Genomic DNA, 25,069 nt, shown 5'->3' on the forward strand with positions numbered 1-25,069 from the left:
GCGTCAAGATGTGTGCGTCGAGCGGTCCAATTCCCTTGTGTTCAAAGGAAGTTGAGCCCCTTAGAAAACGATCACCTTTTCGATACCGTGACACGCGTTCCTTCGTTCACCTCCGCATCTCCTTCAACACCCCCCACTTCGAACGGAGTTCGTGTGACCAGACCACGTGTCCCGGCATGGACGGGCGGCGCCCTGGCCGCCGTTCTGCTCGTGACCACCCAGAGCGGGTTATCCACCGCGGCCGCCTCCTCCACCGGCTCCGGCGCGGCTACCTCCTCCACCCCCACGGCCACCCCCCAGCCCACCCCCGACTCCCCGGCGGCGGCGGACGAAGCCGCCTCGCTCAAGGGCAAGCGGTTCACCCTCGTCACCGGCGACGTCGTGACCGTCGGTGACGAACGGGGCGAGCCCCGCGTCGACATCGAGCCCGGCGAGGGTCGCGAGGGCATCGGCTTCGTCCGGCGGGGCAGCGGCGCGAACCTCCGGGTCATCCCCATGGACGTGGCGCCGCTGGTCGCCACCGGCGCCGTCGACGAGCAACTCTTCGACCTCGGCGCCCTGCACCGCTTCGGCTACGACGACGGTGCCCTCGACGACCGGGGCCTGCCCCTCATCGTCCGCCACCGCGGCCCCCGGCTGCCCGCCGCCACCCGTGCCGAGGCGCTGCCCGGGAACACGGTGGCGCTGGAGTCGATCGACGCCACCGCCCTGACCCTGCCCGAGGACGACCACGGCGCCCTGTGGCGGACGCTCACCGGGTCCGGGGACGGCGCCGACCCCGAACTCGCGCCCGCCGTACGGAAGGTGTGGCTGGACACCCCCGTCGAACTCACCGGCGAGGGGAGCGCGGCCGACGAACCCGAGACCACCCCGGACGGCGACGTCGCGGTCTCCGACCTGGTCGGGCAGATCAACGCCAAGGGCCTCAGGGCGCGCGGCCTCGACGGCAGCGGCGTCAAGGTCGCCGTCATCGACACCGGGGTCCGCGCCACCCACCCCGACCTGGAGCAGCGGGTCTCCAAGGCGGAGAACTTCATCTCCTGGGACGACGAGAAGAGCGACATCGACGGCCACGGCACCCATGTCGCCGGGATCATCGCCGGGACGGGCGCCGCGTCCGACGGCCGGTACGCCGGTGTCGCGCCCGGCGCCGAGGTCCTGAGCGGCCGGGTGCTGTCCGGCCCGATCGGCTCCGTCTCCCACGTCATCGACGGCATGGAGTGGGCGGCCGACGAGGGCGTCGACATCGTCAACATGTCCCTCGGCGCACGGGCGTTGAGCGACGGCACCGACCCCTGGTCACTGGCCACCGAGGCCCTGCTGGAGCGGGGTGTGCTGCCCGTCGTGGCGGCAGGCAACTCCGGCCCCCGCTCCTACACGGTCTCCCCGCCCGCGGCGGCCGAGGGCGCGCTCGCCGTGGGCGCGGCCGGCGGTGACGACGCCGTCGCGAGCTTCTCCAGCCGCGGCCCGCTCTTCGGCGACCACGGCGTCAAGCCCAACATCAAGGCCCCCGGTGTCGCCGTGACGGCGGCCCGCGCCAAGGACACCCCCATCGGCGACATCGACCCGCCCGGCCCCGAGGGCCCCGTCGACGACGTCTACACCCGTCTGTCCGGTACGTCCATGGCGTCGCCCGCCGTCGCCGGGGCCGCCGCCCTCGTCATGCAGGCCCACCCCGACTGGACGCCCCGCCAGGTGGCCCTCGCGCTGGTGTCCAGCGCCCGGCCCGGCGCCGGCGAGAGCGTCTACGACCAGGGCTCCGGACTGGTCGACGCCGAACGGGCGGTGGACCAGCGGGTCACGGCCACGTCGTCCGCCCTGGACTTCGGCCGACTGTCCTGGCCGCGCGCCGAGGAGGACACCCGGCGCAAGGTGTCCTTCACCAACGACACCGCCGAGGACATCACCCTGGACCTCACCCTCGACGTGAAGTCCACCCGTGGGAACCTGCCCACCACTCTGCTCGCCCTGGCGGAGGACCAGGTGACCGTCCCCGCCAGGGGCACGGCCTCCGTGGCCGTCGAGTTCCACGACAACGGCATCCGCACGGGCGGCGCCCTCTCGGCGCTGCTGACCGCCGAGTCCGGCTCCACGGTCGTACGCGTCCCGGTCGGCCTCAGCCTCGAACCCGAGAGCCACCAGCTCACCCTCAACCTTCGTGACCATCTGGGCGAGGGCGCCGACGGCATCTCCCTCGTGGACATCCTGCCGGTCGACCGGTCCCTGGAGCCGTTCGAGGAACCGCAACTCGCCACCCTCGCCTCGAAGATCACGGTCCGGGTCCCCGCGGGCACCTACGCCGTCTCGGCTTTCATCGGCCGCCACGAGGACGACTCGTACTGGTTCGACAGCGACATCGTCCTCGCCGGTGAGCCCCGCGTCCGCGTCGACAAGGCGACCGAACTGACGCTGGGCGGCACGGCGGCACGCGGACTCGCCCACAAGGTCGACGACCGCGAGGCCGAGAACATCTACCGCCAGGTCGGGGTCGCCCAACGGCAGGCGAAGGCCCCCGCGGGGGAGCGAGGCCCGCTCTCCCTCCACACCGACGTGCAGTTCAGGCACCGGGCGCCCGACTACTGGGCGGTGCCGTCCAGAACCCGCGCCAAGGGCAACCGGTACACGGCGTACTTCCGCGAGGACCTCGCCGAGGGCTATGTGTACGGAAAGGCCCCCGACGGCGCCCCCGGCGAAGGCGAGTACTCCTACCCGACGGCCACCGGACCCGTGTACTACCTCGCCGCCTTCCGCGAGGGCCGTATCCCGGCCGATCTCACCGGACGGGTCAGGGACTCCCGGCTCGCGCGGACCGAGGCGCGCTACCACGCCGCCGAGCGGACCGGTGACTTCGACGAACCCTTCCCGCTCAAGTCGAAGCTGGCCACCGCGACCGTGAAGGGCGTCCCGGTCGGTGGACGGCGCGTCAACGTCCCCTCGCCCGGCACCCGTACCGAGTTCTTCACCGCTTCCAAGGACATCGCCTGGGCGCAGGAGCTGCGGTGGAGCTGGCAGAACGCGGACAGCTTCGACCCGCTGGAGCACCGCGCGCTGCTTACCCGGCCCCAGGTCTTCCGGCCCGGCGCCCGCACCGAGCACTGGAACCGTCCGGCGGGCGCCCCCGCGCTCGCGTCCGACGGCCGCCGGCTCACCCGGACCGGGGACACCGTCACCGTGGACCTGCCACTCGGCGGCGACTCCGACCCGCGGCACCTGTTCACCAGCGACGATCTGTACGCCACCTACTCCTACACCCTCAGCCGCGGCGGCGAGCAGCTGGTCAAGAGCCGGGACGGTGCGGAGGAGTTCCCGCGGAACACCGCCCTCGCCGCCTGGGACGTGCCGGCGGACACCGGGACGTATACCCTCAGGGCCCACGCCGACCGCACCCGGTGGAACGCCGTGAGCACCGAGGTCGACGGCGTGTGGACGTTCCGCTCGGGGCGGACCGCCGAAGGGGCGACGGCCGCGCTGCCGCTGACCGGTGTGCGGTTCGCGCCGCCGGTCGACACGTGGTCCCGTCTCGCGGACGGCCGTACGGTCGCCGTACCGTTCACGCTCCAGCGGACCGGTGACCAGGCACGGGGCCGGGTGCGTGCGCTGACCGTCGAGGCGTCGTTCGACGGCGGTGCGACTTGGCGTCGGGCGCCGGTGGTGAAGGACCGGGCGCTGATAGCGCACCCCTCGCTCGCGGCGCTGCCCGCCGAGCACCTCGACCGCAACGGGCACGGCTCCGTCAGCCTCAGGGTCAAGGGCGCCGACCGGGCGTCGACCTTCGCGATCACCGTGAAGAACGCGTACAAGCTCAAGAAGTCCTGACCCGGTCGACCGCCGGAGGGCGGCCGCCCACAAGGGCGGCCGGCTCTCCGGCGGTCTCTCACCGCTTCGGCGCCCCCACGCGCAGGGCGTCCATGACGAGATCCATGAGACGGCCGGCCCGGGCCTGCCAGTCCTCGCTCGGGCCGATCTGCCAGAGGCCCGCGATGGCGAGGAAGAAGTCCTCCGCGCTCACACCGGGCCGAATGGTGCCGGCCTCCTCGGCCGCGCGCAGCAGCGCCTCGGCGGCCGCGAGCACCGGGGCGGGGCCAGGTCGTCCAGGGCTTCCCGGAGCGCCCGCGGCCTGCCTGATCGCGTCCGCGAGCCCGACCTTGGTGAGGGAGAACCGGGCCAGACGGTCCATCCACTCCCGCAGTGCCCGGTCCGGCGCGTGGACCGCGAGCAACTCGGCCGCGCTGTCGGCGACCTGCTGCATCTCGTGCCGATAGAGCTCCAGGACGAGAGCCTCGCGGTTCGGGAAGTGACGGTAGAACGTGCCCTGCCCCACGCCCGCCTTCTTGGCGATGGCGCTTAGCGGCGCGTCCGCGGACCGGGTCAGTTCCTCCAGGGCGACCGCCAGGATGCGCTCGCGGTTCCGGCGCGCGTCGGAGCGCCGAGGCGCGTCCTTCTCCTCTGTCACGCGTCCTCCTCACCGGCCCCTGACCGGATTCCGTCCTTGTCGATCCGGACATCTGTCCGTTAAGTTGTCCGGGTAGACGGACACCTGTCCGCTTGCTGCATCCTAGCGCTGCCGTCGCGCCGGGCGGCACTCTGCCGCCCCTGTTCTCGCACCCCTGTCCTCGCACACCTCTGTCCGCCGGAGCCTCCCCCCGGGCCTGCTCCGGATACGCGAAAGAAGGCTGTTCATGTCCTCAGCCCCCTCCTCGACGTACAGCGCCGTCACTCTGACCGTCAACGGCGAGAAGCACTCGCTGACCGTCGACCACCGCACCACCCTGCTCGACGCCCTGCGTGAGCGCCTCGATCTGACCGGGACCAAGAAGGGTTGCGACCAGGGGCAGTGCGGTGCCTGCACCGTCCTCGTCGACGGCCGCCGGAACGTCTCCTGCCTCCAGTTGGCCGTGGCGGCCGAGGGGCGGGAGATCACCACCGTCGAAGGTGTCGCCGAGGGCGACCGGCTGCACCCGGTGCAGGAGGCGTTCCTCGAACTGGACGGCTACCAGTGCGGCTACTGCACCCCCGGCCAGATCTGCTCCGCGATCGCGGTGATCGAGGAGCACGCGGCGGGCTGGCCCAGCGCCGCCACCGACGACGTACGGCCCGAGGCCGGCCCACCACCCCTCACACCGGAGGAGATCCGGGAGCGCATGAGCGGCAACCTCTGCCGCTGCGGCGCGTACGTGGCCATCGTGGAGGCCGTGGCCCGCGCCGCCGCCGACCGCTCGGCCGCCGAGGAGGTCGCCGCGTGAGGGAGTTCGACTACCGGCGCGCCCATGACGTCCCCGGCGCCCTCGCCCTGCTCGACGCCGACCCTCAGGCACGCTTCCTCGGCGGCGGCACCAACCTCGTCGACCTGATGAAGACCGGCGTGGAACGGCCCGCCCGGCTCGTCGACGTCCGTGACCTCCCGCTGGACCGCGTCGAGTCCACCCCCGACGGCGGGCTGCGGATCGGCGCGACCGTCACCAACAGCGACCTCGCCGCCCACCCCGAGATCCGCCGCCGCTACCCCGCGCTGACGCAGGCCGTCCTCGCCGGCGCCTCCGGACAACTGCGCAACATGGCCACCGTCGGCGGCAACCTGCTCCAGCGCACCCGCTGCGGCTACTTCGCCGACGTCACCAAACCGTGCAACAAGCGCGTCCCCGGCAGCGGTTGCCCCGCCATCGAGGGCGAGCACCACAACCACGCCGTCCTGGGCGCCTCCGAACACTGCGTGGCCACCCACCCCTCCGACATGGGCGTGGCCCTGGCGGCCTTCGACGCCGTCGTGTCCTACGAGACCCCCGACGGGCCGGGCGCCCTGCCGTTCGCCGACTTCTACCTCCCGGTCGGCGACACCCCGCACCGGGAGACGGCCCTGCCGCCCGGCGCACTGATCACCGGCGTCACCCTGCCGCCGGCACCCGTCGCCGCCCGCTCCCGCTACCGCAAGGTGCGCGAGCGCGCCTCGTACGCCTTCGCCATCGGCTCCCTCGCCGCCGCCCTCGACGTCCGTGACGGCGTCGTGCACGACGTGCGCCTGGCCTTCGGGGCCGTCGCCTCCCGGCCCTGGCGGGCCCGTACCGCCGAACGCGTCCTCGTCGGCGCGACGGCCGACGCCGAGACCTTCGCAGCCGCCGCGGACGCCGAACTGGCCGCCGCCCGGCCCCTGCCCCACAACGCCTACAAGGTCACCCTGACGCGCAACCTCGTCGTGGCCGAACTGACCCGACTCACCGAGGAGGCCGCCCGATGACCACCGCCCCCGCCGCCCGCCACCGGGCCGTCGGCAGCGCGCACACCCGCGTCGAGGGCCGCGACAAGGTCACCGGAGCCGCCCGCTACGCGGCCGAGATCCACTTCACGGGACTCGCCCACGGCTGGCTCGTGGTCTCCACCGTCGCCCGCGGCCGGATCCGCTCCCTCGACACCGCGCCCGTGCTGGCGATGCCCGGCGTCCTCGCCGTCCTGCACCACGGCAACGCCCCTCGCGTCGAGACCGACTACACCGGTCTCCTGGGCAAGCCGGACCCGACCGCCGCCGTCTTCCAGCACGACCGGGTGCCCCATCTGGGCTGGCCGGTGGCGCTGGTCGTCGCCGAGACCTCCGAGCAGGCCAGGGAAGCCGCCGAGACGCTCGTCGTGCACTACGACCGGGAGCCGCACGACATCGCGTTCACCGCAGACGATCCGCGGGCCTACCCGGCGGCCGGCTACGGCCCGGCGGCCACGGAGAAGGGCGACCTGGAGGCCGAACTCGCCGCGTCCGCCGTCGTCGTGGACGCCGAGTACACCACCCCCGAGGAGCACCACAACCCGATGGAGCCCCACGCGGCGACGGCCCGCTGGGAGGAGGGCCGCCTGGAGGTCGTCGACTCCAACCAGGGCACCACGTGGGTCGCCGGGGAGCTCGCCAACCTCTTCTCGCTCGACCCGTCCGCCGTGCGCGTGCGCTCCGAGCACGTCGGCGGCGGCTTCGGCAGCAAGGGCGTCCGCGCCCACCAAGTGGCCGCCGTGATGGCCGCGACGGCCCTCCGGCGTCCGGTCCGGGTCGCGATGACCCGCCGTCAGATGTTCTCCCTCGCCGGCTACCGCAGCCCCACCTCCCAGCGGATCAGGCTCGGCGCCGACGCGGACGGACGGCTGCGCGCCCTGGAACACCGCTCCCTGAACCTCACCTCGACGGTGCACGAGTTCATCGAGTCGAGCACCGCCCCGTCGCGCGTGATGTACGACGCCGACGCCCACCACACCGTCAACCGCGTCGTCCGCCTCGACGTGGGAACGCCGACCTGGATGCGCGCACCGGGCGAGGCACCGGGCTCGTTCGCGCTGGAGTCCGCGTTCGACGAACTCGCCGAGAAGCTCGGCGTCGACCCGATCGAGCTGCGGCTGCGCAACGAGCCCGAGCGGGGCCCCGCGTCGGGCCTGCCCTTCGCCGGCCGCAATCTGTCCGCGTGCCTGCGCGAGGGCGCCCGCCGGTTCGGCTGGGCCGACCGGGACCCGCGCCCCGGTGTCCGCCGTGACGGACGCTGGCTGCTCGGCACCGGCACGGCGGCGGCTTCCTTCGCCGCGGGCGCCGGGCCCTCCACGGCGGCGGTCACGGCGGAGGCGGACGGCTCCTTCACCGTGCGGATCAACGCGGCGGACATCGGCACCGGCGCCCGCACCGCGCTCACCCTGGTCGCCGCCGACGCGCTGGAGGTCTCGCCGGACCGCGTCCGGGTGCGGATCGGCGACAGCGACTTCGGCCCGGCCATGATCGCCGGCGGCTCCACGGGCACCCGCTCCTGGTCCTGGGCGATCAACCTCGCCGCCGCCGAACTGCGGGAGCGGCTCACCCCCGGCGGCACCGTACCGCCCGAGGGCATCACCGTCCGTTCGGACACCACCGCCGCCCTCGGCGCCCTCGCGCAGAAGGAACGGCACTCCTACGGCGCCCAGTTCGCCGAGGTCGCCGTCGACCCCGCCACCGGCGAGGTCCGCGTACGCCGCATGCTCGGCGTCTTCGCGGCCGGCCGCATCGTCAACCCGCTCACCGCGCGCGGGCAGTTCACCGGCGGCATGATCTGGGGCATCTCCATGGCCCTGCACGAGGAGGCGGTACGGGACCGGGCCACGGGCGGCCACTACGGCGCCGATCTCGCCGCCTACCACGTGGCCGCGCACGCCGACGTGCCCGCCGTCGAGGCTCACTGGGTCGAGGACCACGACCCGGACGACCCCGTCGGGATCAAGGGCATCGGGGAGGTCGGCATCGTCGGCGCCGCCGCGGCCGTCGCCAACGCGGTCTGGCACGCGACCGGCGTACGCCACCGCCACCTGCCCATCCGGCCCGACCGGGTCCTCCTCGCGGGAGCCCCGGATGCTTGACCTCGCCGCCGAGCTGCACCGCTGGGCCGAGGAGGGGCGCAACTTCGCGGTCGCCACCGTCGTCTCCGTCGGCGGCAGCGCACCCCGGGGGCCCGGGGCCGCGCTCGCCGTCGACAGCGGGGGCACGGCCATCGGCTCGGTCTCCGGTGGCTGCGTGGAGGGCGCGGTGTACGAGCTGTGCCGACAGGCCCTCGCGGACGGCGAGACGGTCCTCCAGCGGTTCGGGTACAGCGACGAGGACGCCTTCGCCGTCGGGCTGACCTGCGGCGGTGTGGTCGACATCCTGGTCACGCCGGTCACCCGGGCCGCCGCGGACACCCCGCTGTTCCGGTCGGCCCTCGCGGCCGTCGCCGGGGAGGGAGCGGCCGCCTTCGCGAGGGTCGTCCGAGGTCCGGCCGAACTCCTCGGCAGGGCCCTGCTCGTACGGCCCGCAGGCGGGTACGAGGGCGGGCTCGGCGGCCACCCCGAGCTGGACGCGACGGCCGTCGCCGAGGCCCGGACGATGCTGGACGCCGGGCGCACCGGCACCGTCGACCTGTCACCGGACGGATCGCACTGCCCCGGCGGGCTCACCCTCCTCGTGGAGTCGTCCGTCCCGCCGCCCCGGATGATCGTGTTCGGCGCGATCGATTTCGCCTCCGCGCTGGTCCGCGCGGGCAAGTTCCTCGGCTACCACGTGACCGTGTGCGACGCCCGTCCCGTCTTCGCCACCAAGCCCCGCTTCCCGGAGGCCGACGAGATCGTGGTGGACTGGCCGCACCGCTACCTCGGGCGCACCGAGACCGACGCGCGCACCGTCCTGTGCGTGCTCACGCACGACGCCAAGTTCGACGTGCCCCTGCTGAGGACGGCGCTGCGGATGCCGGTCGCGTACGTCGGCGCGATGGGCTCCCGGCGCACGCACGCCGACCGGGAGCGCCGGTTGCTCGAAGTGGGCCTGAGCGGGCGGGAGCTGGCCCGGCTCAGGTCCCCGATCGGGCTCGATCTGGGGGCCCGTACGCCCGAGGAGACGGCGCTGTCCATCGCGGCGGAGATCGTCGCCACCCGGCGCGGCGGAACGGGCGTACCGCTGACCGGATCGGGCACCCCCATCCACCGGGCGGCGGGGGAGCGGGAAGCCGCGGCGGCGGCCTGAGCGGTGGGGGCGGTCCGAGCGGAGGGGCGCTTGCCCGGCGCCCCTGCGGGGAGGGTGCCCACGCGGCACTGAGTATCCGGGGCGCCGCGAATGAGTACGCGGTCAGGTGCCGGGCCGCCCCCACCGCTGGTGCACTGTCGTCATGAACACGCACACCTCGCGTCCGCGCCCCCTCCGGCATGTCACCGCCAAGGCCACCGCCACCGGTTCGGCTCTGGCCGTGGTGTTGATCCCGCTGGTGGTCGGCGCGCTGGTGGCGCGGCAGCTCGGCGGTGACCCGATGGCCTCCGTCAACGCGCTCATCGCGGGCGGCGGTGAGCGGGCCAGGCTCTCCCCGGATCAACTGCCCGTCCTGCGGACCCTGCGCACAGCGCCCCGCAGGACGGTCGGCCGGCTGACCCGCCGACAGCTCCTGAACCGTGGGGAACGCGATGACCCGACGGTCAGTCACCACGGCGCGCACTGAGCCGAGTTGGCTACTTTTCGATCTCCTGTGCGACTTCTGGTTCGAGTTTCAAGCAAGTCTTGGGGATTTCGTGTAGAAGACTGTGAGAACTCCGGAAGACCGTTCGAAGTGAGTGCGCGTGACTGAACCGACAGGCCCTGTCTGCCCCCAGTGCGGTACGCCCCGGGCGGCGGACGGCACCCCGGCCTGTTCCTGCGCCGAGCAGGCGTCCGAGGCCCACCGCGACTCCCGAACGGCACAGGCGGCGGCCGCCGAGGACTTCGACCCCGTACGGATACGGCCGTTCGTGAAGGTCGGCGACGACTCCTCCGACGCCCACGACACCTCCGGCCTCCACGACCCCGCGCACACGTCGGACGACCCCACGGAGAAACTGCCTGCCCAGGCCGGGTATCCGGAGCCGCCCAGCGCCCCGGACGAGCGGCCCGCCGTCGGAACCGGCCATCACGAGCGAGGCCCGCGACGCAGGAGGGCGCTCGCGGTCGGTGCCGGGGCCGCCACGGTGGCCGCCCTGGTGGCGGCGGGCCTCGTGAGCGGACTCTTCTCGTACGACGCGCCCGCACGGAACGGCTCCCTGCCGGACGACGTCCGGGCCCGGCTCCCGGAAGCGGCCGCCCAGGCCTCCCAGGAGGACACGACCCCGACGCCCACCCCGTCGGGCACGGCCTCACCGAGCCGGTCGACGGGCACCCCGAGCGCCTCCCCGGACGCGACCCCCGGCGAGAGCTCGACCGCCCCGAGCGGCTCCGGCCGCCCGACCCGGACCCCGTCCAACAGCGGCGCGACCCGCACGTCGGGCCCCGCGCCGAGCGGGAGCGCCGAACAGAACCCGGTGCTCGGCCTCGGCGACCAGGGTCCCGAGGTCACCGAACTCCAGCTCCGGCTGCGCCAGGTCGGCCTCTACGACGGGGACGCCGACGGCGAGTACGACCGGGAGGTCGAGAGCGCCGTCCGCGGCTACCAGCTCACCCGCGTCATCCTCGACGACGAGTCGGGCGTCTACGGCATGCCGACCCGCACCGCGCTCGAGTCCGAGACCTCGGAGCCGTGATCCGGGCCGTCCGCCGCACCCGGCAGCCGGCCGCCCGCGGCCGTTCCGCCGGTCAGACGCGGTCGGCCACGATCAGCAGGTACTGGAAACTGCCGTTCCCGTAGGCGGTGATGAAGGTGTCCTCGATGCCGGTGACCAGGTGGTCGGCCTGCTTGCGCAGCTCCCAGTAGGGCAGGGCGGCAGCCGTGAGGTCCCGCACATGGACGGGGACCAGACGGTTGCGGGCCAGCGCGCGGAAGTACGCCGAGCGGGGATGGATGTCGCAGATGTAGTGCGCGTTGATGAGGGACACCTCGCGGGAGGCGCGCCCGTAGGCATCGTTGTAGCAACCCGTGATGGTCACATAGCGTCCGCCGCGGCGCAGCAGCCGGGCGTGCTCGGCGAACAGCAGGTCCAGCTCGACGTACATCGTGGACTCGTTGTTCCAGGACGCGGCGAACTCCCCGGCGGGCAGCCCCGTGTCGAGCATGTCGCGGTGGTGGTAGCGGACCCGGTCGTCGATGCCGCGCCTCCTCGCCTGGTCGTTGGCGAAGTCGGCCTGCTTCGCGGAGATGGTGACGCCGTCGGCGTGGCAGCCGTACCGCAGATGCGCCACCACGCTGCCGCCGCCGCGCCCGCACCCGGCGTCGAAGACACGGTCGGAGGGGGAGAGCGGACCCAGATGGTGGGCCAGCAGCTCCGCCTGGGCCTGTTCCAGGCGGTGCAGTTCGGCGGTGACACGCTCCCGGCGGCGCGCCGGGTCGGGGTCGTCGTCGAGGACCGACCAGTCGGCCTCCCCGACACCGTAGTGATGGTGGTAGAGGTCGTCGATCCTGCCGAGTTCGAGGTTGACCGGGTTCTCCTCGGCGTTCCAGTAGTCGGCGACCCTCCGCTGGTAGGTGGAGCGGGCCGGGGAGGGGACCGGGGGCCGGTCGGGCGCCGGTGCGGCGGGCGGGGTGACGGCGTCGATGATGGTCAACAAGGGCTCCTTCGCTGCGATCGGGCGTCGGCCGTGCGGGGCGTTACCAGTAGTCGGGAAGGCTGTAGCGGTCGGTGTTGGTGGCGTGCCACTCATGGCTGCCGGCCACCCAGGCGGCGACCGCGGTGACGTAGCGCTCGATCGGCGGGGAGGTGGCGGACAGCGCCGCGGACTCCTCCTCGAACGCCTCCATGATCCGGTTGTGGATCTCGACGGCCTTCAGATAGGCCGCCTTCAGCCCGCACCGCTCGTCGGCGGCGATCACCACGGGCAGGTTCAGATGGTCGGGGTCATGGGTCAGCTCCTTGGTGAAGGAGTACAGATCGTTGACGATCGTGGCGGCGTTGCCCGCGAGGGCCGTGATCCGCTGGACCTCGGGCCGGGCGTAGAGCGCTTCCGGCAGCTCCCAGCCGTCCACGGCGTCGACCACCGCGAGACAGGGCCGGAAGTTGTTGAACTGCCGCATCACCAGGTACTCCCACACCCCCGGCATGTGCGCGGTCTCCGCCCAGGCGGCCTCACCGAGATAGCCCAGGTGCAGCCGGGCCAGGTCGTGGACGAGACGGTCGGTCTGGCTGGGTGTGGCGAACACCGCGTAGTCCCGCAGCGCGAAGCGGTACGAGCGCAGCGGCCCGTCGGCCCGAACGCCGTGCTGCCACCGGTCCTCCAGGTCGGGGGTGCCGTGGAACGGGTCGAGCGCCGACTGGGCCATGAGCAGCCGGCCGCCGAGGCCGCGCGGCGATCCGCCCTTGCCCTCGTCCACCTCGCAGTAGACGTTGTCGACGAGGTGCTCGGCGAGGAGCAGCTTCCCGGCGGCGGTGAGGTGGTCGATGCCCGCCGCGCCCGGATGCGCGAGCACGATCGCCCGGCCGAGCCCGAACCGTTCGAACTGGCCCCGCCACTGCGGAGGGAACAGATCGAGGTGGTCGGCCCACGCCGCGAGTCTGCGGTCGACCTCCGCGACCTTCGCGGGATCGGCGGGCACGGCCGGCCGGTACCGCAGTCCGGGGATCGCGCCCCCGTCACGGGCGGGGGACCGTCGGGCGAGGCTCGGCGGTCCCGGAAGCCGGGTCGCGGTCCCGGCGCCGGACGACGAGGGTCCGTTCATTCCGGCATCCATCCGATCTGCACGTTCTCCAGGATCCCGGCGGCGTCGGGCACCAGCACGGCCATCGAGTAGTAGGCCGTGACCAGATAGCTCATGATCGCGGTGGTGTCGATGCCCATGAACCGCACGTTCAGCGACGGCTCGTACTCCTCGGGGATACCGGTCCGGTGCAGACCGATGACGCCCTGGTCCTTCTCGCCGGTGCGCAGCGCGATGATGCTGGTCGTGTGCTGCGCGCTGATCGGGATCTTGCCGCACGGCAGCAGCGGGACCCCGCGCCAGGCCGGTACCTCGTGCCCGCCGAGACTGACCGTTCCGGGCGTCAGTCCACGCCGGTTGCACTGCCGGAAGAAGGCCGCGATCGCCTTCGGATGGGCCAGGAACATCCGGGTCTTGCGGCGCATCGACAGCAGTTCGTCCATGTCGTCCGGGGTCGGCGGCCCGGAGAAGGTGCTGACACGCTGCCCGTAGTCGACGTTGTGCAGCAGACCGAACTCGCGGTTGTTGACCAGCTCCCACTCCTGGCGTTCCCGGATCTCCTGGATGGTCAGCCGGAGTTGCTGCTCCGTCTGGTCCATCGGGTGGTTGTAGAGGTCCGCCACACGGGTGTGCACGCGCAGCACGGTCTGGGTGAGCGACAGTTCGTACTCGCGGGGGGCGAGGTCGTAGTCCACGAAGCCACCCGGAAGCGTCAACTCGCCCACATGGCCGGCCTCCAGGGGGACATCCGCTTCGCCCTTGCGGTTCATCGGCTTGTTCTGCCGGTCGGCGAAGGCGTCGAACTGGGCCCGCAGCGACGGGGTGCGGTCCACGAACGCCATCAGCGTGTCCCAGTTGAGCGCCAGTACCACGGCCGACGTCTCGGCCCGCACGGAGCTGAGCCACAGCGGGTCGGCGTGGCCGATCGCCTCGTCGCCCAGCCCGTCGCCGTCGGCGATGACGCCGAGGACCTCCTCCTCCCCGTACTTGCCGGTGGTGTACCGGGTGAACCGGCCGTGCACCACGAGGTACGCCTCCGTCACCGGCTGCCCGGCGTCGACCAGCACCTGCCCTGCCCGCACCTCACGGACCCGGAAGCGCTGGGAGATCTCCCTGAGCGCCGCGAGGTCGGAGTAGCCGCGCAGCGCGGGCAGTTCGGTGAGGGTCTCCGGGATGACCTTGACGTCGTCGGCGCCGTTCTGGTCGAACTGCACCCGGCCCCGGCCGATCCGCAGTTGCAGGCGCCGGTTGACCCGGTAGGTGCCGCCCTTGACGTCCACCCACGGCAGCATCCTGAGCAGCCACCGGGACGTGATGGCCTGCATCTGCGGCGCGGATTTGGTGGTCGTCGCGAGCTGGCGCGCGGCCCGGGTGCTCAGACTGGTGTGGTGCGGTTCGTCGGCGGGATCGGGGGCGCTTTCGGAGGAACTCACGGGGGCGGTCACTTTCCCTCCCGAAGGGTGAGCGGACGTACGCGGAGGTGCCGGGACGTGCGAGGACGCGCGGAAACACGGGCGGACACCGGGACACCGGTCGACGGCGGTACGGGGAACTCGGGTGGCGCGCGTACGACGTGGTCGTGGGCGGATTCCGAGGCGATGGACGCCGGAGCGGCGGCGGTGAGCGGCGCGGGCGGCTGTGCGGCGCGCGTCGCAGGTCAAGCCAAACAGACGGGGCGGCCGGTCGGGCACCGCGTGAAAGGGGCGACTTCGGGTCCTCGGGAGGCGGAAACCACCGACCGAGGCAGACGCGGGGCCGCCCCGCGCACCCGCGCCCCTCAGCCGCGCCCGGCCCCGGCGCGCGGGACGCACGACACCCGCCCGCGCCAGGGGGCAGCCAGGGCACGACAGGGCGCGGAGATTTCACCCGGGCCGGGCGCGGCCCGTACGGTTCCCGGGAACGCGGTCGGCCGCGAGGGATCTGGAGGTGGTTCTCCGTGAGCGCTCACGACGCGCCCGGCGACCTGGTCGTACGGCACACCGGCTCCACGGTCGCCGGCGAGCGCCCGCTCTCCGGCGCCCTCACCGAGGTCACCCTCGACGACGGCCGTGTGGTGATCGTCAAGCGGGCCGACGGACCGGACGCGGCACGGGCGGAGGCGGCCGGACTGCGCTGGCTGGCCGAAGCGGGCGCGGTCCCCGTTCCCGCGGTCCACGGCCAGGAGGGGGACCGCCTGGTGATCGACCGGGTCCGGCAGGGCTCACCCGGCGCCGCGGCGGCGACCCGACTCGGGGAGTCCCTGGCCGCCCTGCACACCGCGGGAGCGCCCGCCTTCGGCGCCGCACCCCCCGGCGGCCCGGAGCACGCCTCCATCGGGCACGCCCCCATGCGGAACGCCCCCGGTGCCGACTGGCCCGGCTGGTACGCCGAGCACCGGGTGCTGCCGTACCTGCGGCTCGCCGTCGACAGCGGCGCGATCCGCCCGGCGGAGGCCGCCGTGTTCGAGGAGGTCTGCGCGCGGCTGCCCGATCTCGCGGGCCCCGCCGAGCCGCCCGCCCGGCTGCACGGCGACCTGTGGAACGGCAACGTCCTCTGGGGCGCCGACGGCCGTGCCTGGCTCATCGACCCCGCCGCGCACGGCGGCCACCGAGAGACCGACCTGGCGATGCTCACCCTCTTCGGCTGCCCCCACCTCGACCGGGTGCTCGACGCCTACCAGCGGGCGGCGCCCCTGGCCGCCGGCTGGCAGGACCGTGTCGGCCTCCACCAGCTCTTCCCCCTGCTGGTCCACACGGTGCTCTTCGGCCGCGGCTACGCGCAGCAGGCCCTGGACGCGGCACGGGCGGCGCTCGCGCGGTGAACGCGGGCGCCGCCCGGGGCGACGTGAGCGGCGAGGAAAGCGAAGGGACTCGTTACAAGGAGGAATGGAGAAGGAAGCCCCTTCATGGCCTCGCCTTCGGCCACGCTAGCACTAGGGCCCTTCTGATGGATCTCCGCGGCGTCGCGACGCCCGGCACCCATTCTCGCCGCACCGGACAAAAGCCCTAGTAGCTCCGCTACGAGGGCTTCCGTCCGGCACACTGAGAGCACGCACCGAACGCCGCTCCTTCTGCCACGGAGATCCATCAGAAGGGCCCTAGCCCGGAATCAGGTCGCGCAGATTTTCGAGGGTGATGATCCGGGAGTCCGGATGCAGCCCCTCGGGGCGTTCGAGACCGATGTACGTGACCGGCTCGGCCGGGACGGACCCGCCGTCCCAGGACTCCACGGCCGTCGTCCCGTCGGCGTCCGTCATCAGACCGACGAGGTACCGCACCGTGAGCTGCTCCCGCTCCATGACGGCCCGCACCACGCGCGACACCGATGCCTGGTTCTCCTCGACCCGGTTGCCCGCCGAGACGCCCTTCAGACAGAGGTGCAGCCACTTCGCGCTCCAGCGGCCGTCCCGCTCCCGCCTGAACGCCAGCGGCAGCGCCACCCGACCCGGCCCGCGCAGCTCCGACTTCATCCGCACGGTGCGCGGTTCGAACGGACGGCCCTTCTGTTCCGCGTCCCGCAGCATGAACCCGAAGAACGACTCCTCGGCCTCGTCGAACCCCTCACCCGTGTAGATGTTCACCTGCGGAACGACGAACGAGCCGCGCACCCGGTCCAGGCCCAGATCGATGAACTCCGAGGCTCCCTCCGGCGCCTCGGTGATGTCACCGGAGTGCTCGCCCCCGACCGTCTTGAGCGAGGTGTACGAGAGCCAGCTGTCGGTGCTGTAGTCGGCGTTCAGGAGCAGCGCCGACAGGTCGTAGTCGGTCCGACGCCCGCGCTCCTTCCAGTACACGAAGAAGCGCAGCAGCTCGCCGTCCACCGCCGAGGCGGAGCCCCGCGGCAGCACACCGAGCCCGGCGGTCGTCGCCCGGCCGCTGAGCGGCAGCGCCACGTCCAGGACGTCCGGGTCGACCAGCAGCCGGGCCGGCACCGGCAGGCGGCGGCGCAGCTCCGCGTCGAGGGCGGCGATCAGACGCTCGCGGTCCCCCGCGGGCACGGCCGGCCGCACGTCGGCGGCGACCCAGGCCCGGCCCCGGCGGTTGACGAACACCCGGCGCTCGCCGGACTCCCGCTCCCGGTTGAGCAGATGCTCGCGCACGGCCAGCACGACCCGGCCCGACACCTGCGGGGCGACCTCCACTGCCGCGGCCACCACCGCGTCCCGCTCCTCCTGGCCGGCGGCGGTCCGCAGCAGGTGGTCCAGGGCCCGGAACAGCTTGCCGGGCGCGGACCGCAGCAGGCCGACGGCGCCGGGGACGTCGCCCTCACCGAGCAGTCGCTGCGCGCGGCTGTCGAGGGACAGTGCCTCCTTCTCACCGCGGGCCACGGCGAACACCTCGGCGGCGTGCGGCCACCGCGGGTACTCGTGCGGGTGGAGGCGCTCACCGAGCCGCTTGAAGGGCTCGCGGTACGCGTGCACGTCGCAGAGCTTCGCGGGACTCTCCGCGACCACGGCGTCCAGGCCCGCGAGAAGCGCCCGGCGCACCGGACGCGGTATTGTCCGCAGCCGTGTCGGCTCCCGCAGCGTCACGTCACCGCCCGACAGGGCGCAGGCCAGCCGCAGCACATCGGTGACGGTGTCCAGGAGCAGGTCGGCGCCGACGGCGAGGCGGGCCTCGTTGACCACCGCGCGGTTCTCCCGGACCGGGATCACCTCGGGCTGCGGCCCGGTCGCGCACCGCTCCGCGAGGACCTTCAGGTCGGCGAGGTGCTCCTCGCCCAGCGGTGTGGTGCTGCCCGCGAGCGCCAGGTAGAGGGCGGTGACCTCGTCGTCCAGGGCCCCGCCGAGGTGCAGGACCGTCAGCCGGTCGCCGGCCGAGGCGATCAGCTCGTCCTGCACGGCGAGCATCTCCTCGTAGGTGTGCTGGTAGCGGCCGTACGACGGCAGGCTGAGCAGGTTCAGCACCCCGTGCGCCAGCTGGGAGAGCACGCTGCCGCGCGCCTCGCGGTCCCGGAGCGCCTCGGCCACGCACCGCGTCCAGAACTCCTCGGTGTCCGGCACGTTCGCGGGGAAGTCGATGAAGTACGTGTTGTGCGCGACGTGGTCGCCCACCATCTCGCGCACCGTACGCAGCGTGCGCGTGGCGGTGTGCACCACCGCGGCCGACGACAGCCCCGACAGGTGCGCCAGCAGGTCGGCCGACAGCTTGAACCCCACCGACAGCAACGCGGCGTCGAACTGCCGCGCGGCCGCGGCGCCGTCCCCCGCGGACCCCTCGGGGGCGGGCAGACGACGGGTGTGCCGGAGAACCACGGATGCGAGACGGTTGGCCATCCCGGGATGATCGCAGAGGTGTACGAATCACCGCACAGGAGTTTTCCCGCCCTCCGCGTCCGGCGCCGAGGGCGGTGCCCTCACCTCCGGGACGTGAACCTCAGGCCGCGCAGCATGGTCTCGAAGCGGGTGAACGCGGCCGCTGTGTCGGGCTGCTGATCGGTGTTCACCGTGGTCCAGGCGACCAGCGGGGTCCGGTCGCCGATGTCGATGACGGCCAGGCGCAGGGCGAACTCGGGCTGGAGGCCGTAGCAGTCGTGCTCGGCGTTCCCGTCGGCGGTGGGGCAGCCGATGCTGCCGTTGAGCGACCAGTCGGTGGTGCCGGTCATCAGGGTCGCCGGGTGCCCGTCGACGGTGGTCTCGTCCGTGTCCCGCCACTTCGCGTGGTAGTCGCTCTGCCCGCGCAGGAAGGCCAGGTAGGCGTCGTAGTCGCGGGCCGGCTTCACCGGGTCGTTCCGGCCGGGCGGATAGACGACCACCGGCAACAGGAACCGGACCCGGTCGCTCTCGTCCTTCATCCAGGTCAGGAAGGTGCGGGTGTCCTTCAGGGGGCGCACGCCCAGCGAGGTCGGCACCGTGACCGTCAGCGGCACGCCGAACGCCTTGCTGGTGTACACGACGGCCGACGCCGTGGGCCGGGCGGCGGCCCGCGAGGGCGGGGTCCGCGCCGTCGAGTCACCCGCGCACGCCGCGAGCGTGCCCAGCAGCACCGCGCCCACGGCGGCCGCCCGGTATCGCCGACTCCTCAGGTGTCTCACCACGGCACGACTCTGCGCGACGGCGGGGACCACGGCAATCGGAGACACCCGCAAGGGCGAGCACCCCGTGACAGGCGCCCCCGACCGGCGCCCCCGACCGGCGCCCCCGGCGAGCGCCTCGCGGCTTCGAGGGCCGAGCCGTCGCCAGGAGGGCGGTCCCGCCCCGGTCAGCGCGTCGGCGTGCCGATCCGCAACCGGTTGCCGTCCGGGTCGCGCAGTGCGATCTCGCGCGCCCACGGAGCCTCTTCCACCGGCACGCCGAACGCGGAGGCGAGCGTGTCGACGTCACGCACCCGCAGATAGACCAGGGTGTCGGGACGGGCGTCGCCCTCGTGCTCCGACAGGAACAGCCGTATGCCGCCCCGGGCGACCTCGACGAACGCGGGGAGCCCCGGTGCGAAGCGGTGCTCCCACTGCTGGGCGAAGCCCAGTCGCTCGTACCAGGCGACCGCGGCCGCGGCGTCCGCGACCCGGAGAATGGGGATGACTTCCTCGTCCACCTCGTCCATGCGGCCCATGGTGGCAGCCCCCACTGACGACGCCGCCGGCCCGCGCCGTCGTCAGAGCGCCGCGTGCGTCTCCCGTCTGCGGCGCGCGTGGTCGAGGAAGCCGTCCAGGGCCAGTTCGAAGGCGGCGTCCGCGCGGTGGTCGCCGACGGCGTCGAGCGCCTCGGTGAGGCGGGGCGTGGCCGTCTCGTCGGCGATCTCCCACATGGCCTCCGGCGCGGCCAGATCGAGGGCCGAACCGAGGACGACGTTCTCCAGGGCGACCAGCACCGGCATCACGTCGGCGAGGGGGAAGCCCGCGTCGAGGAGCAGCGTGACGGCGCGCTCGTACTGATCCAGGACGCGCGGGGCCCGCACCGGGGACGTCATGAGCAGCGGGATGGCCCGGGGGTGGGCGGCGAAGGCGGCGCGGTAGGAGCGGGCCCAGGCCGCGAGGGCCTCGTCCCAGGGGCGCAGCTCCAGCGCGGAGACGTCGATGCCCTCGGTGACCCGCTCGCGCAGCAGTTCCACGATGCCGTCCCGGCCGTCCACATGGTGATACACGGATCCGGTCTGCACCCCGAGCCGCCGGGCGATCTGCGGGACGCTGAAATCGCCCTGCGCGTCGACGAGTTCGAGCGCGGTGCTGGTGATGCGCTCCCGGTCCAGCAGGGGTGTGCGCGGCCGTCCCATGGTGTCCGTCCTCTTCGGGGTCTTCCCAGCGGTCGAGGTGAAGGTTACATTGCCAAAACCGAAAGCCTTTAGGTTTACCGGTCCGGGCGACCCCGCCCACCCGGTGGCCTCGTCCCCCGACCACCCGGTGGCCCTGTCCCCGCAAGCAGCCAGAAGGGCTTTCCCCGATGACCGTCACCCCCTCCGCGCCCAGCGCGGACCAGGCCGGGACCGAAGCGCCCGCCACGTACTCGCTGCGCCGGGGCTCCCTCGGCACCACCGACATCGCCTTCTTCGTGGTCTCCGCCGCCGCCCCGCTCACCGTGATGGCCGGCGTCGCCCCCCTCGCGATCCTGATGGGCGGCATCGGCGCCCCCGCCGGCTATCTGCTCGCCGGACTCACGCTCGCCGTCTTCGCCATCGGTTTCACCACCATGAGCCGCCACGTCCGCAGCGCCGGTGCCTTCTACGCGTTCATCACCCGCGGCCTCGGCCGCCGGGCCGGCATCGGCGCCGCGCTCCTCGCGCTCGTCGGCTACAACGGCATGGAGATCGGCGTCTACGGCCTCCTCGGCACCGCCACCCGCGACACCGCCCGCTCCCTGTTCGGCGCCGACGTCCCCTGGCTGCCCGTCGCCCTCCTGGGCCTGCTGCTCATCGGCTACGGCGGGTACCGGTCCATCGACTTCGGCGCCAAGGTCCTCGGCGTCCTCCTCGTCGCCGAGACCGGCATCCTGGTCCTGCTCGCCGGCGCGGTCCTGGTCGACGGCGGCGCCGACGGCCTGTCCCTCGCGTCCTTCGCGCCCGGCAACGTCATGGTCCCCGGCATGATCGCCGTCCTGGCCTTCGCGTTCGCCGCGTTCACCGGCTTCGAGTCCACCGTGATCTACCGCCGGGAGGCCCGCGACCCGGCCCGCACCGTGCCGCGCGCCACCTACCTCGCCGTCGCCTTCCTCGGCCTGTTCTACGCGTTCGTCGTGTGGACGGTGATCCAGGCCTTCGGCGACGCGAAGGTCATCGCCACGGCCGGCTCGAACCCCGCGGACCTGTTCTTCTCCGCCATCACGGTCTACGTCGGCCCCTGGGCGGCCGACCTGATGCACATCCTCATCGTCACCAGCGTCCTGGCCTCGCTGCTGGCCTTCCACAACGCCATCAACCGCTACGGGCTGGCCCTCGCCGAGGAGGGGATCCTCCCCAAGGCCCTGGCCCGGGTCCACCCCCGCCACCGCTCCCCGTACGTCGCCGGCCTCGCCCAGACCGTGCTCGGCGCGGCCGTCGTCCTCGCCTTCGCCGCGGCCGGCGCCGACCCGTACACGCAACTGCTGCTGTGGGTGAACACGCCCGGCATGCTCGCCCTGATGGTGCTGCAACTGCTCGCCGCCATCGCCGTACCGCTCTACTTCCGGCGCCGCACCCATGGCGAGGGTGCCCTGCGCACGGTCGTCGCGCCCGTCGCCGCCGCGGTGCTGCTGACCGGTGCCATCGCCCTGGTCGTCACCCACCTCGACCAGTTCACCGGCGCCTCCACCACCGTCAACACCGTCCTCGCGGCGATCGTCCCCGCCGTCCTCGTCATCGGTCTCGCCCTCGGGTGGTGGCTGCGCCGGTCCAGGCCCGAGGTGTACGCGGGCTTCGCCGCCGAGCCACCGGCCGACACCGCCGAGTGACCCCCACCCTCCGTCCGCCCCTCTCAAGGAGACCCCTCCCGATGCCCCTCGCCGACCTCGTCATCACCGGCGCCCACATCCGCACCCTCGACCCGCACCGGCCGCACGCCTCCGCCGTCGCCGTACGCGACGGGCTGATCGCCGCCGTGGGCGAGGACGCGGACGTACGGGACTGGCGCGGGTCGGACACCGAAGTGGTGGACCTGGGCGGCGGGTGGCTGGTGCCGGGCCTGGTGGACGGGCACAGTCACCCCGTGTGGGGCCTTGACCTGGCCACCGGACTCGACCTCACCGCCGTACGCGACCTCGACGGACTGCGCTCCGCGCTCGCCACCGCGCCCCGCATCGACGGCTGGGTCCTCGGCTGGGGCCTGGACCACAACGCCTTCGAGGGCCGCCCCGTCGACCGCGCCCTCGTCGAGGACGTCCTGGACGGCGCGCCCGCTTTCCTCCGCCTCTACGACGGCCACTCCGCCCTCGTCACCGGGGCCGCGCTGCGGGCCGCCGGCATCACCGGGCCGCGGACCTTCGCCCAGCGCTCCCACATCGCCGTCGACGCCGACGGACGACTGACCGGACATCTCGTCGAGCACGCCGCGATGGACCTCGTCACGACGGTCATGCCCCGCGCGACGTACGACGAACGCCGCACCCGGTTGATCGACCTGTTGAACGCCATGGCGGCCACCGGCCTCACCGGCGCCCACGTCATGGACCTCGGCGATCCCGCCCTGATGGACGCCGTCGCCCGGGAGACCGTCCTGCCGCTGCGGCTGCGCTTCGCGCCGTGGTGCATGCCGGGCGCCGACGCGGACGACCTCGCGGAGCTGGTCGCCCTCCAGGGCAGGGGCGGCCGGCACTGGCAGGTCGGCGGGGTGAAGTTCTTCATGGACGGCACCGTCGAGGGCGGCACCGCCTGGCTCGACCACCCCGACTGCCACGGCCAGGGCACCGACGCGTTCTGGCCCGACCCGGACGCATACAGCGACGCCGTACGCGTCCTGCACCGCGCCGGGGTGCGGACGGCCACGCACGCGATCGGCGACGCCGCCGTGCGCCACGTCCTGTCCACGGTCGAGTCGCTGGGGCCCGGCGGGCGGCACACGCACCGGGTCGAGCACATCGAGTCGGTGCCCGACGACCTCGTGGCACGGTTCGCCGAGGTCGGGGTCGTCGCCTCCATGCAGCCCCCGCACACCGACTACACCCGTGCCGACCTGTCCGACGCGTGGTCGTCGCGGCTCGGCGAGGAACGCGCCTCACGGGCCTGGCGGCTGCGGGACCTGCGGGACGCGGGCGTGGTCGTCGCGCTCGGCTCCGACTGGCCCATCGCCCACCACGACGCCCGCGGGGTACTGGCCACGGCCCGGGCACCGCGCGGCGCCGCCTCCTCCCGCGCCGGGCTCAGCGGACTCCAGGCGCTGGAGGGCTGCACCAGCCACGCGGCGCTCGCGGCGGGCGAGGAGGCGGTCGCCGGACGGATCGCCGAAGGCTACCGGGCGGACCTGACGGCACTGGCCCTCGACCCGGTCGACGCCCCCGCCGACGAGGTCGCCGAGGCGCCGGTCCTCCTCACGGTGACGGGCGGCCACGTGGTGCACCGGGGGAGCCGGCGGTAGCGCCACCGCGGGGGCCGGGCCGCGCAGGCCCCGTACCGACCCGGCCCCCGGCGTCGGCGGGTCACCGGTCGCGCAGGTCCTGCACCCGCCTCGCTTGACCACCGAGCGCTCCAGGGTCTCCGGGTCGACGACCTCCACCTCCACCTCCACGGTCACACCCACCCGTCGCGCCGCCGGGGAGAGGGGACGGGACGGGTCTTGCCCGTCCGCTCGAATCGCGTCACACTGGTACCGAACGAATGATCGGTTGGGAAGCTGGTATCGATGACGACGACAGATTCCGCCGGGGCGCCGCCCGAGGACGCGCTCCAGGAGCACTTCGACGCGACGATCGCGCGGGACCAGCGGATCGAGCCGCGTGACTGGATGCCGGAGGGCTATCGCCGGACGCTGATCCGGCAGATCGCGCAGCACGCGCACTCGGAGATCATCGGCATGCAGCCGGAGGGCGAGTGGATCACCCGCGCGCCGTCCCTGCGCCGCAAGGCGATCCTGTTCGCGAAGGTCCAGGACGAGGCGGGGCACGGGCTGTACCTGTACTCGGCTGCCGAGACCCTGGGCGCCGACCGCGCGGACCTGACGCGCCGGCTGATCGAGGGCCGCCAGAAGTACTCGTCGATCTTCAACTACCCGACGCGGAACTTCGCCGACGTGGGTGTCATCGGCTGGTTCGTGGACGGCGCCGCCATCTGCAACCAGGTCCCGTTGTGCCGCAGTTCGTACGGCCCGTACGCGCGGGCGATGGTGCGGATCTGCAAGGAGGAGTCGTTCCACCAGCGGCAGGGCTACGAGTTGCTGCTGACGATGATGCGCGGCACCGACGAGCAGCGCGCGATGGTGCAGGACGCCGTGGACCGCTGGTGGTGGCCGTCGCTGATGATGTTCGGCCCGCCGGACGACGCCTCGCCCAACTCGGCGCAGTCCATGGCCTGGAAGATCAAGCGGCACTCCAACGACGAACTGCGGCAGCGGTTCGTCGACATGACCGTCCCGCAGGCCGAGAAGCTCGGCGTCACCCTCCCGGACCCGGACCTGAAGTGGAACGAGGAGCGTGGCCGCCACGACTTCGGCACCCCCGACTGGGCCGAGCTGAAGCGGGTCATCACCGGCGACGGGCCCTGCAACGACCAGCGGATGGAACGCCGCAGGACGGCCCACGAGGAAGGCGCCTGGGTGCGTGAGGCGGCCACCGCCCACGCGGCCCGGCAGAGCGAGCGAGCCCGGAAGGGGACGGCGGCATGACCGGCACGGACGACAGGGGCGCGGCGCGCGGGAACAAGGGCGACTGGCCGCTGTACGAGGTGTTCGTGCGCGGCAAGCGCGGCCTGAACCACGTCCACGTGGGCTCGTTGCACGCCGCCGACGACCAGATGGCGCTCACCCACGCCCGCGACCTCTACACCCGCCGCAACGAGGGCGTCTCCCTCTGGGTGGTGCGTTCGGAGCACATCGCCGCCTCCACCCGCGACGAGAAGGACCCCTTCTTCGAGCCCAGCGCCGACAAGGTGTACCGCCACCCGACGTTCTACGACATTCCCGACGACGTCCCGCACATCTGAGGAGCA

General features: G+C 73.2%; 20 protein-coding genes. 12 read left to right on the forward strand and 8 right to left on the reverse strand.

The window, feature by feature from the left end:
* Positions 1 to 153: 153 nt before the first annotated feature.
* Positions 154 to 3,816 carry a S8 family serine peptidase gene (locus tag SMA5143A_RS24800; protein WP_107465048.1) on the forward strand — a complete coding sequence of 1,221 codons (3,663 nt, stop codon included), beginning with the start codon at positions 154 to 156 and terminating at the stop codon, positions 3,814 to 3,816.
* A gap of 58 nt (positions 3,817 to 3,874) precedes the next feature.
* Here SMA5143A_RS24800 and SMA5143A_RS24805 read toward each other — a convergent pair whose 3' ends face one another.
* Entirely contained in the window at positions 3,875 to 4,453 is a 579-nt protein-coding gene (locus tag SMA5143A_RS24805; RefSeq protein WP_107465049.1) for a TetR/AcrR family transcriptional regulator, read from the reverse strand.
* A gap of 226 nt (positions 4,454 to 4,679) precedes the next feature.
* Between SMA5143A_RS24805 and SMA5143A_RS24810 the strand changes: the two genes are divergently transcribed.
* The 6 genes from SMA5143A_RS24810 to SMA5143A_RS24835 all read left to right on the forward strand — a co-directional run bounded on the left by SMA5143A_RS24810 (position 4,680) and on the right by SMA5143A_RS24835 (position 11,001).
* Positions 4,680 to 5,243, forward strand: coding sequence for a 2Fe-2S iron-sulfur cluster-binding protein (locus SMA5143A_RS24810; RefSeq protein ID WP_107465050.1), 564 nt, complete (start codon positions 4,680 to 4,682; stop codon positions 5,241 to 5,243).
* Positions 5,240 to 6,232, forward strand: a complete 993-nt coding sequence (locus tag SMA5143A_RS24815; RefSeq protein WP_107465051.1) for an FAD binding domain-containing protein — start codon at positions 5,240 to 5,242, stop codon at positions 6,230 to 6,232. Before SMA5143A_RS24810 ends, SMA5143A_RS24815 begins: the two co-directional genes overlap by 4 nt.
* Positions 6,229 to 8,349: a xanthine dehydrogenase family protein molybdopterin-binding subunit gene (locus tag SMA5143A_RS24820; protein WP_107465052.1), complete on the forward strand. Its 2,121-nt coding sequence runs from the start codon at positions 6,229 to 6,231 to the stop codon at positions 8,347 to 8,349. The genes SMA5143A_RS24815 and SMA5143A_RS24820 overlap by 4 nt, the downstream gene beginning before the upstream one ends.
* The gene (locus tag SMA5143A_RS24825; RefSeq protein WP_107465053.1) at positions 8,342 to 9,484 is read left to right on the forward strand and encodes an XdhC family protein; all 1,143 of its coding nucleotides are present in this window, start codon (positions 8,342 to 8,344) and stop codon (positions 9,482 to 9,484) included. The genes SMA5143A_RS24820 and SMA5143A_RS24825 overlap by 8 nt, the downstream gene beginning before the upstream one ends.
* A gap of 142 nt (positions 9,485 to 9,626) precedes the next feature.
* Positions 9,627 to 9,950, forward strand: coding sequence for a hypothetical protein (locus SMA5143A_RS24830; RefSeq protein WP_258193720.1), 324 nt, complete (start codon positions 9,627 to 9,629; stop codon positions 9,948 to 9,950).
* 118 nt (positions 9,951 to 10,068) lie between these two features.
* Complete coding sequence (locus tag SMA5143A_RS24835) at positions 10,069 to 11,001, forward strand: peptidoglycan-binding domain-containing protein (RefSeq protein ID WP_107465054.1); 933 nt, start codon at positions 10,069 to 10,071, stop codon at positions 10,999 to 11,001.
* A 52-nt stretch (positions 11,002 to 11,053) separates the two neighbouring features.
* On the opposite strand, the gene SMA5143A_RS24840 is transcribed toward SMA5143A_RS24835, so the two are convergent.
* From SMA5143A_RS24840 to SMA5143A_RS24850, 3 genes are read right to left on the reverse strand one after another with little or no spacing between them, the layout of a single operon-like run.
* Positions 11,054 to 11,953 carry a geranyl diphosphate 2-C-methyltransferase gene (locus tag SMA5143A_RS24840; RefSeq protein WP_375136541.1) on the reverse strand — a complete coding sequence of 300 codons (900 nt, stop codon included), beginning with the start codon at positions 11,951 to 11,953 and terminating at the stop codon, positions 11,054 to 11,056.
* Between the two features lie 49 nt (positions 11,954 to 12,002).
* Positions 12,003 to 13,067: a family 2 encapsulin nanocompartment cargo protein terpene cyclase gene (locus SMA5143A_RS24845; protein WP_107465056.1), complete on the reverse strand. Its 1,065-nt coding sequence runs from the start codon at positions 13,065 to 13,067 to the stop codon at positions 12,003 to 12,005.
* Entirely contained in the window at positions 13,064 to 14,491 is a 1,428-nt protein-coding gene (locus tag SMA5143A_RS24850) for a family 2B encapsulin nanocompartment shell protein (RefSeq protein ID WP_107465057.1), read from the reverse strand. The genes SMA5143A_RS24845 and SMA5143A_RS24850 overlap by 4 nt, the downstream gene beginning before the upstream one ends.
* A 491-nt stretch (positions 14,492 to 14,982) precedes the next feature.
* On the opposite strand from SMA5143A_RS24850, the gene SMA5143A_RS24855 reads away from it, so the two are divergent.
* A complete protein-coding gene (locus tag SMA5143A_RS24855; RefSeq protein WP_181362002.1) occupies positions 14,983 to 15,846 on the forward strand; it encodes a fructosamine kinase family protein in 864 nt (287 codons plus the stop codon).
* Positions 15,847 to 16,122: 276 nt separating this feature from the next.
* Here SMA5143A_RS24855 and SMA5143A_RS24865 read toward each other — a convergent pair whose 3' ends face one another.
* From SMA5143A_RS24865 to SMA5143A_RS24880, 4 genes are all read right to left on the reverse strand, one after another.
* Positions 16,123 to 18,300, reverse strand: coding sequence for a TerD family protein (locus tag SMA5143A_RS24865; RefSeq protein ID WP_107465058.1), 2,178 nt, complete (start codon positions 18,298 to 18,300; stop codon positions 16,123 to 16,125).
* A gap of 80 nt (positions 18,301 to 18,380) precedes the next feature.
* The gene (locus tag SMA5143A_RS24870; protein WP_146193949.1) at positions 18,381 to 19,061 is read right to left on the reverse strand and encodes a hypothetical protein; all 681 of its coding nucleotides are present in this window, start codon (positions 19,059 to 19,061) and stop codon (positions 18,381 to 18,383) included.
* A gap of 164 nt (positions 19,062 to 19,225) precedes the next feature.
* Positions 19,226 to 19,558 carry a glyoxalase superfamily protein gene (locus tag SMA5143A_RS24875; RefSeq protein ID WP_107465095.1) on the reverse strand — a complete coding sequence of 111 codons (333 nt, stop codon included), beginning with the start codon at positions 19,556 to 19,558 and terminating at the stop codon, positions 19,226 to 19,228.
* Between the two features lie 60 nt (positions 19,559 to 19,618).
* Positions 19,619 to 20,236: a TetR/AcrR family transcriptional regulator C-terminal domain-containing protein gene (locus SMA5143A_RS24880; RefSeq protein WP_107465060.1), complete on the reverse strand. Its 618-nt coding sequence runs from the start codon at positions 20,234 to 20,236 to the stop codon at positions 19,619 to 19,621.
* A 167-nt stretch (positions 20,237 to 20,403) separates the two neighbouring features.
* On the opposite strand from SMA5143A_RS24880, the gene SMA5143A_RS24885 reads away from it, so the two are divergent.
* The 4 genes from SMA5143A_RS24885 (at position 20,404) to paaB (ending at position 25,063) form a co-directional block, all read left to right on the forward strand.
* A complete protein-coding gene (locus SMA5143A_RS24885) occupies positions 20,404 to 21,885 on the forward strand; it encodes an APC family permease (protein ID WP_107465061.1) in 1,482 nt (493 codons plus the stop codon).
* 41 nt (positions 21,886 to 21,926) lie between these two features.
* Positions 21,927 to 23,504 (forward strand): amidohydrolase, encoded by a 1,578-nt coding sequence (locus SMA5143A_RS24890; protein WP_107465062.1) that lies wholly within the window; start codon positions 21,927 to 21,929, stop codon positions 23,502 to 23,504.
* 264 nt (positions 23,505 to 23,768) lie between these two features.
* Positions 23,769 to 24,746: a 1,2-phenylacetyl-CoA epoxidase subunit PaaA gene (gene paaA / locus SMA5143A_RS24895; protein WP_107465063.1), complete on the forward strand. Its 978-nt coding sequence runs from the start codon at positions 23,769 to 23,771 to the stop codon at positions 24,744 to 24,746.
* Positions 24,743 to 25,063: a 1,2-phenylacetyl-CoA epoxidase subunit PaaB gene (gene paaB, locus SMA5143A_RS24900; protein ID WP_055513771.1), complete on the forward strand. Its 321-nt coding sequence runs from the start codon at positions 24,743 to 24,745 to the stop codon at positions 25,061 to 25,063. Before paaA ends, paaB begins: the two co-directional genes overlap by 4 nt.
* Positions 25,064 to 25,069 lie beyond the last annotated feature (6 nt).

This window comes from Streptomyces sp. MA5143a (genome assembly GCF_900290235.1).
Lineage (GTDB): Bacteria > Actinomycetota > Actinomycetes > Streptomycetales > Streptomycetaceae > Streptomyces.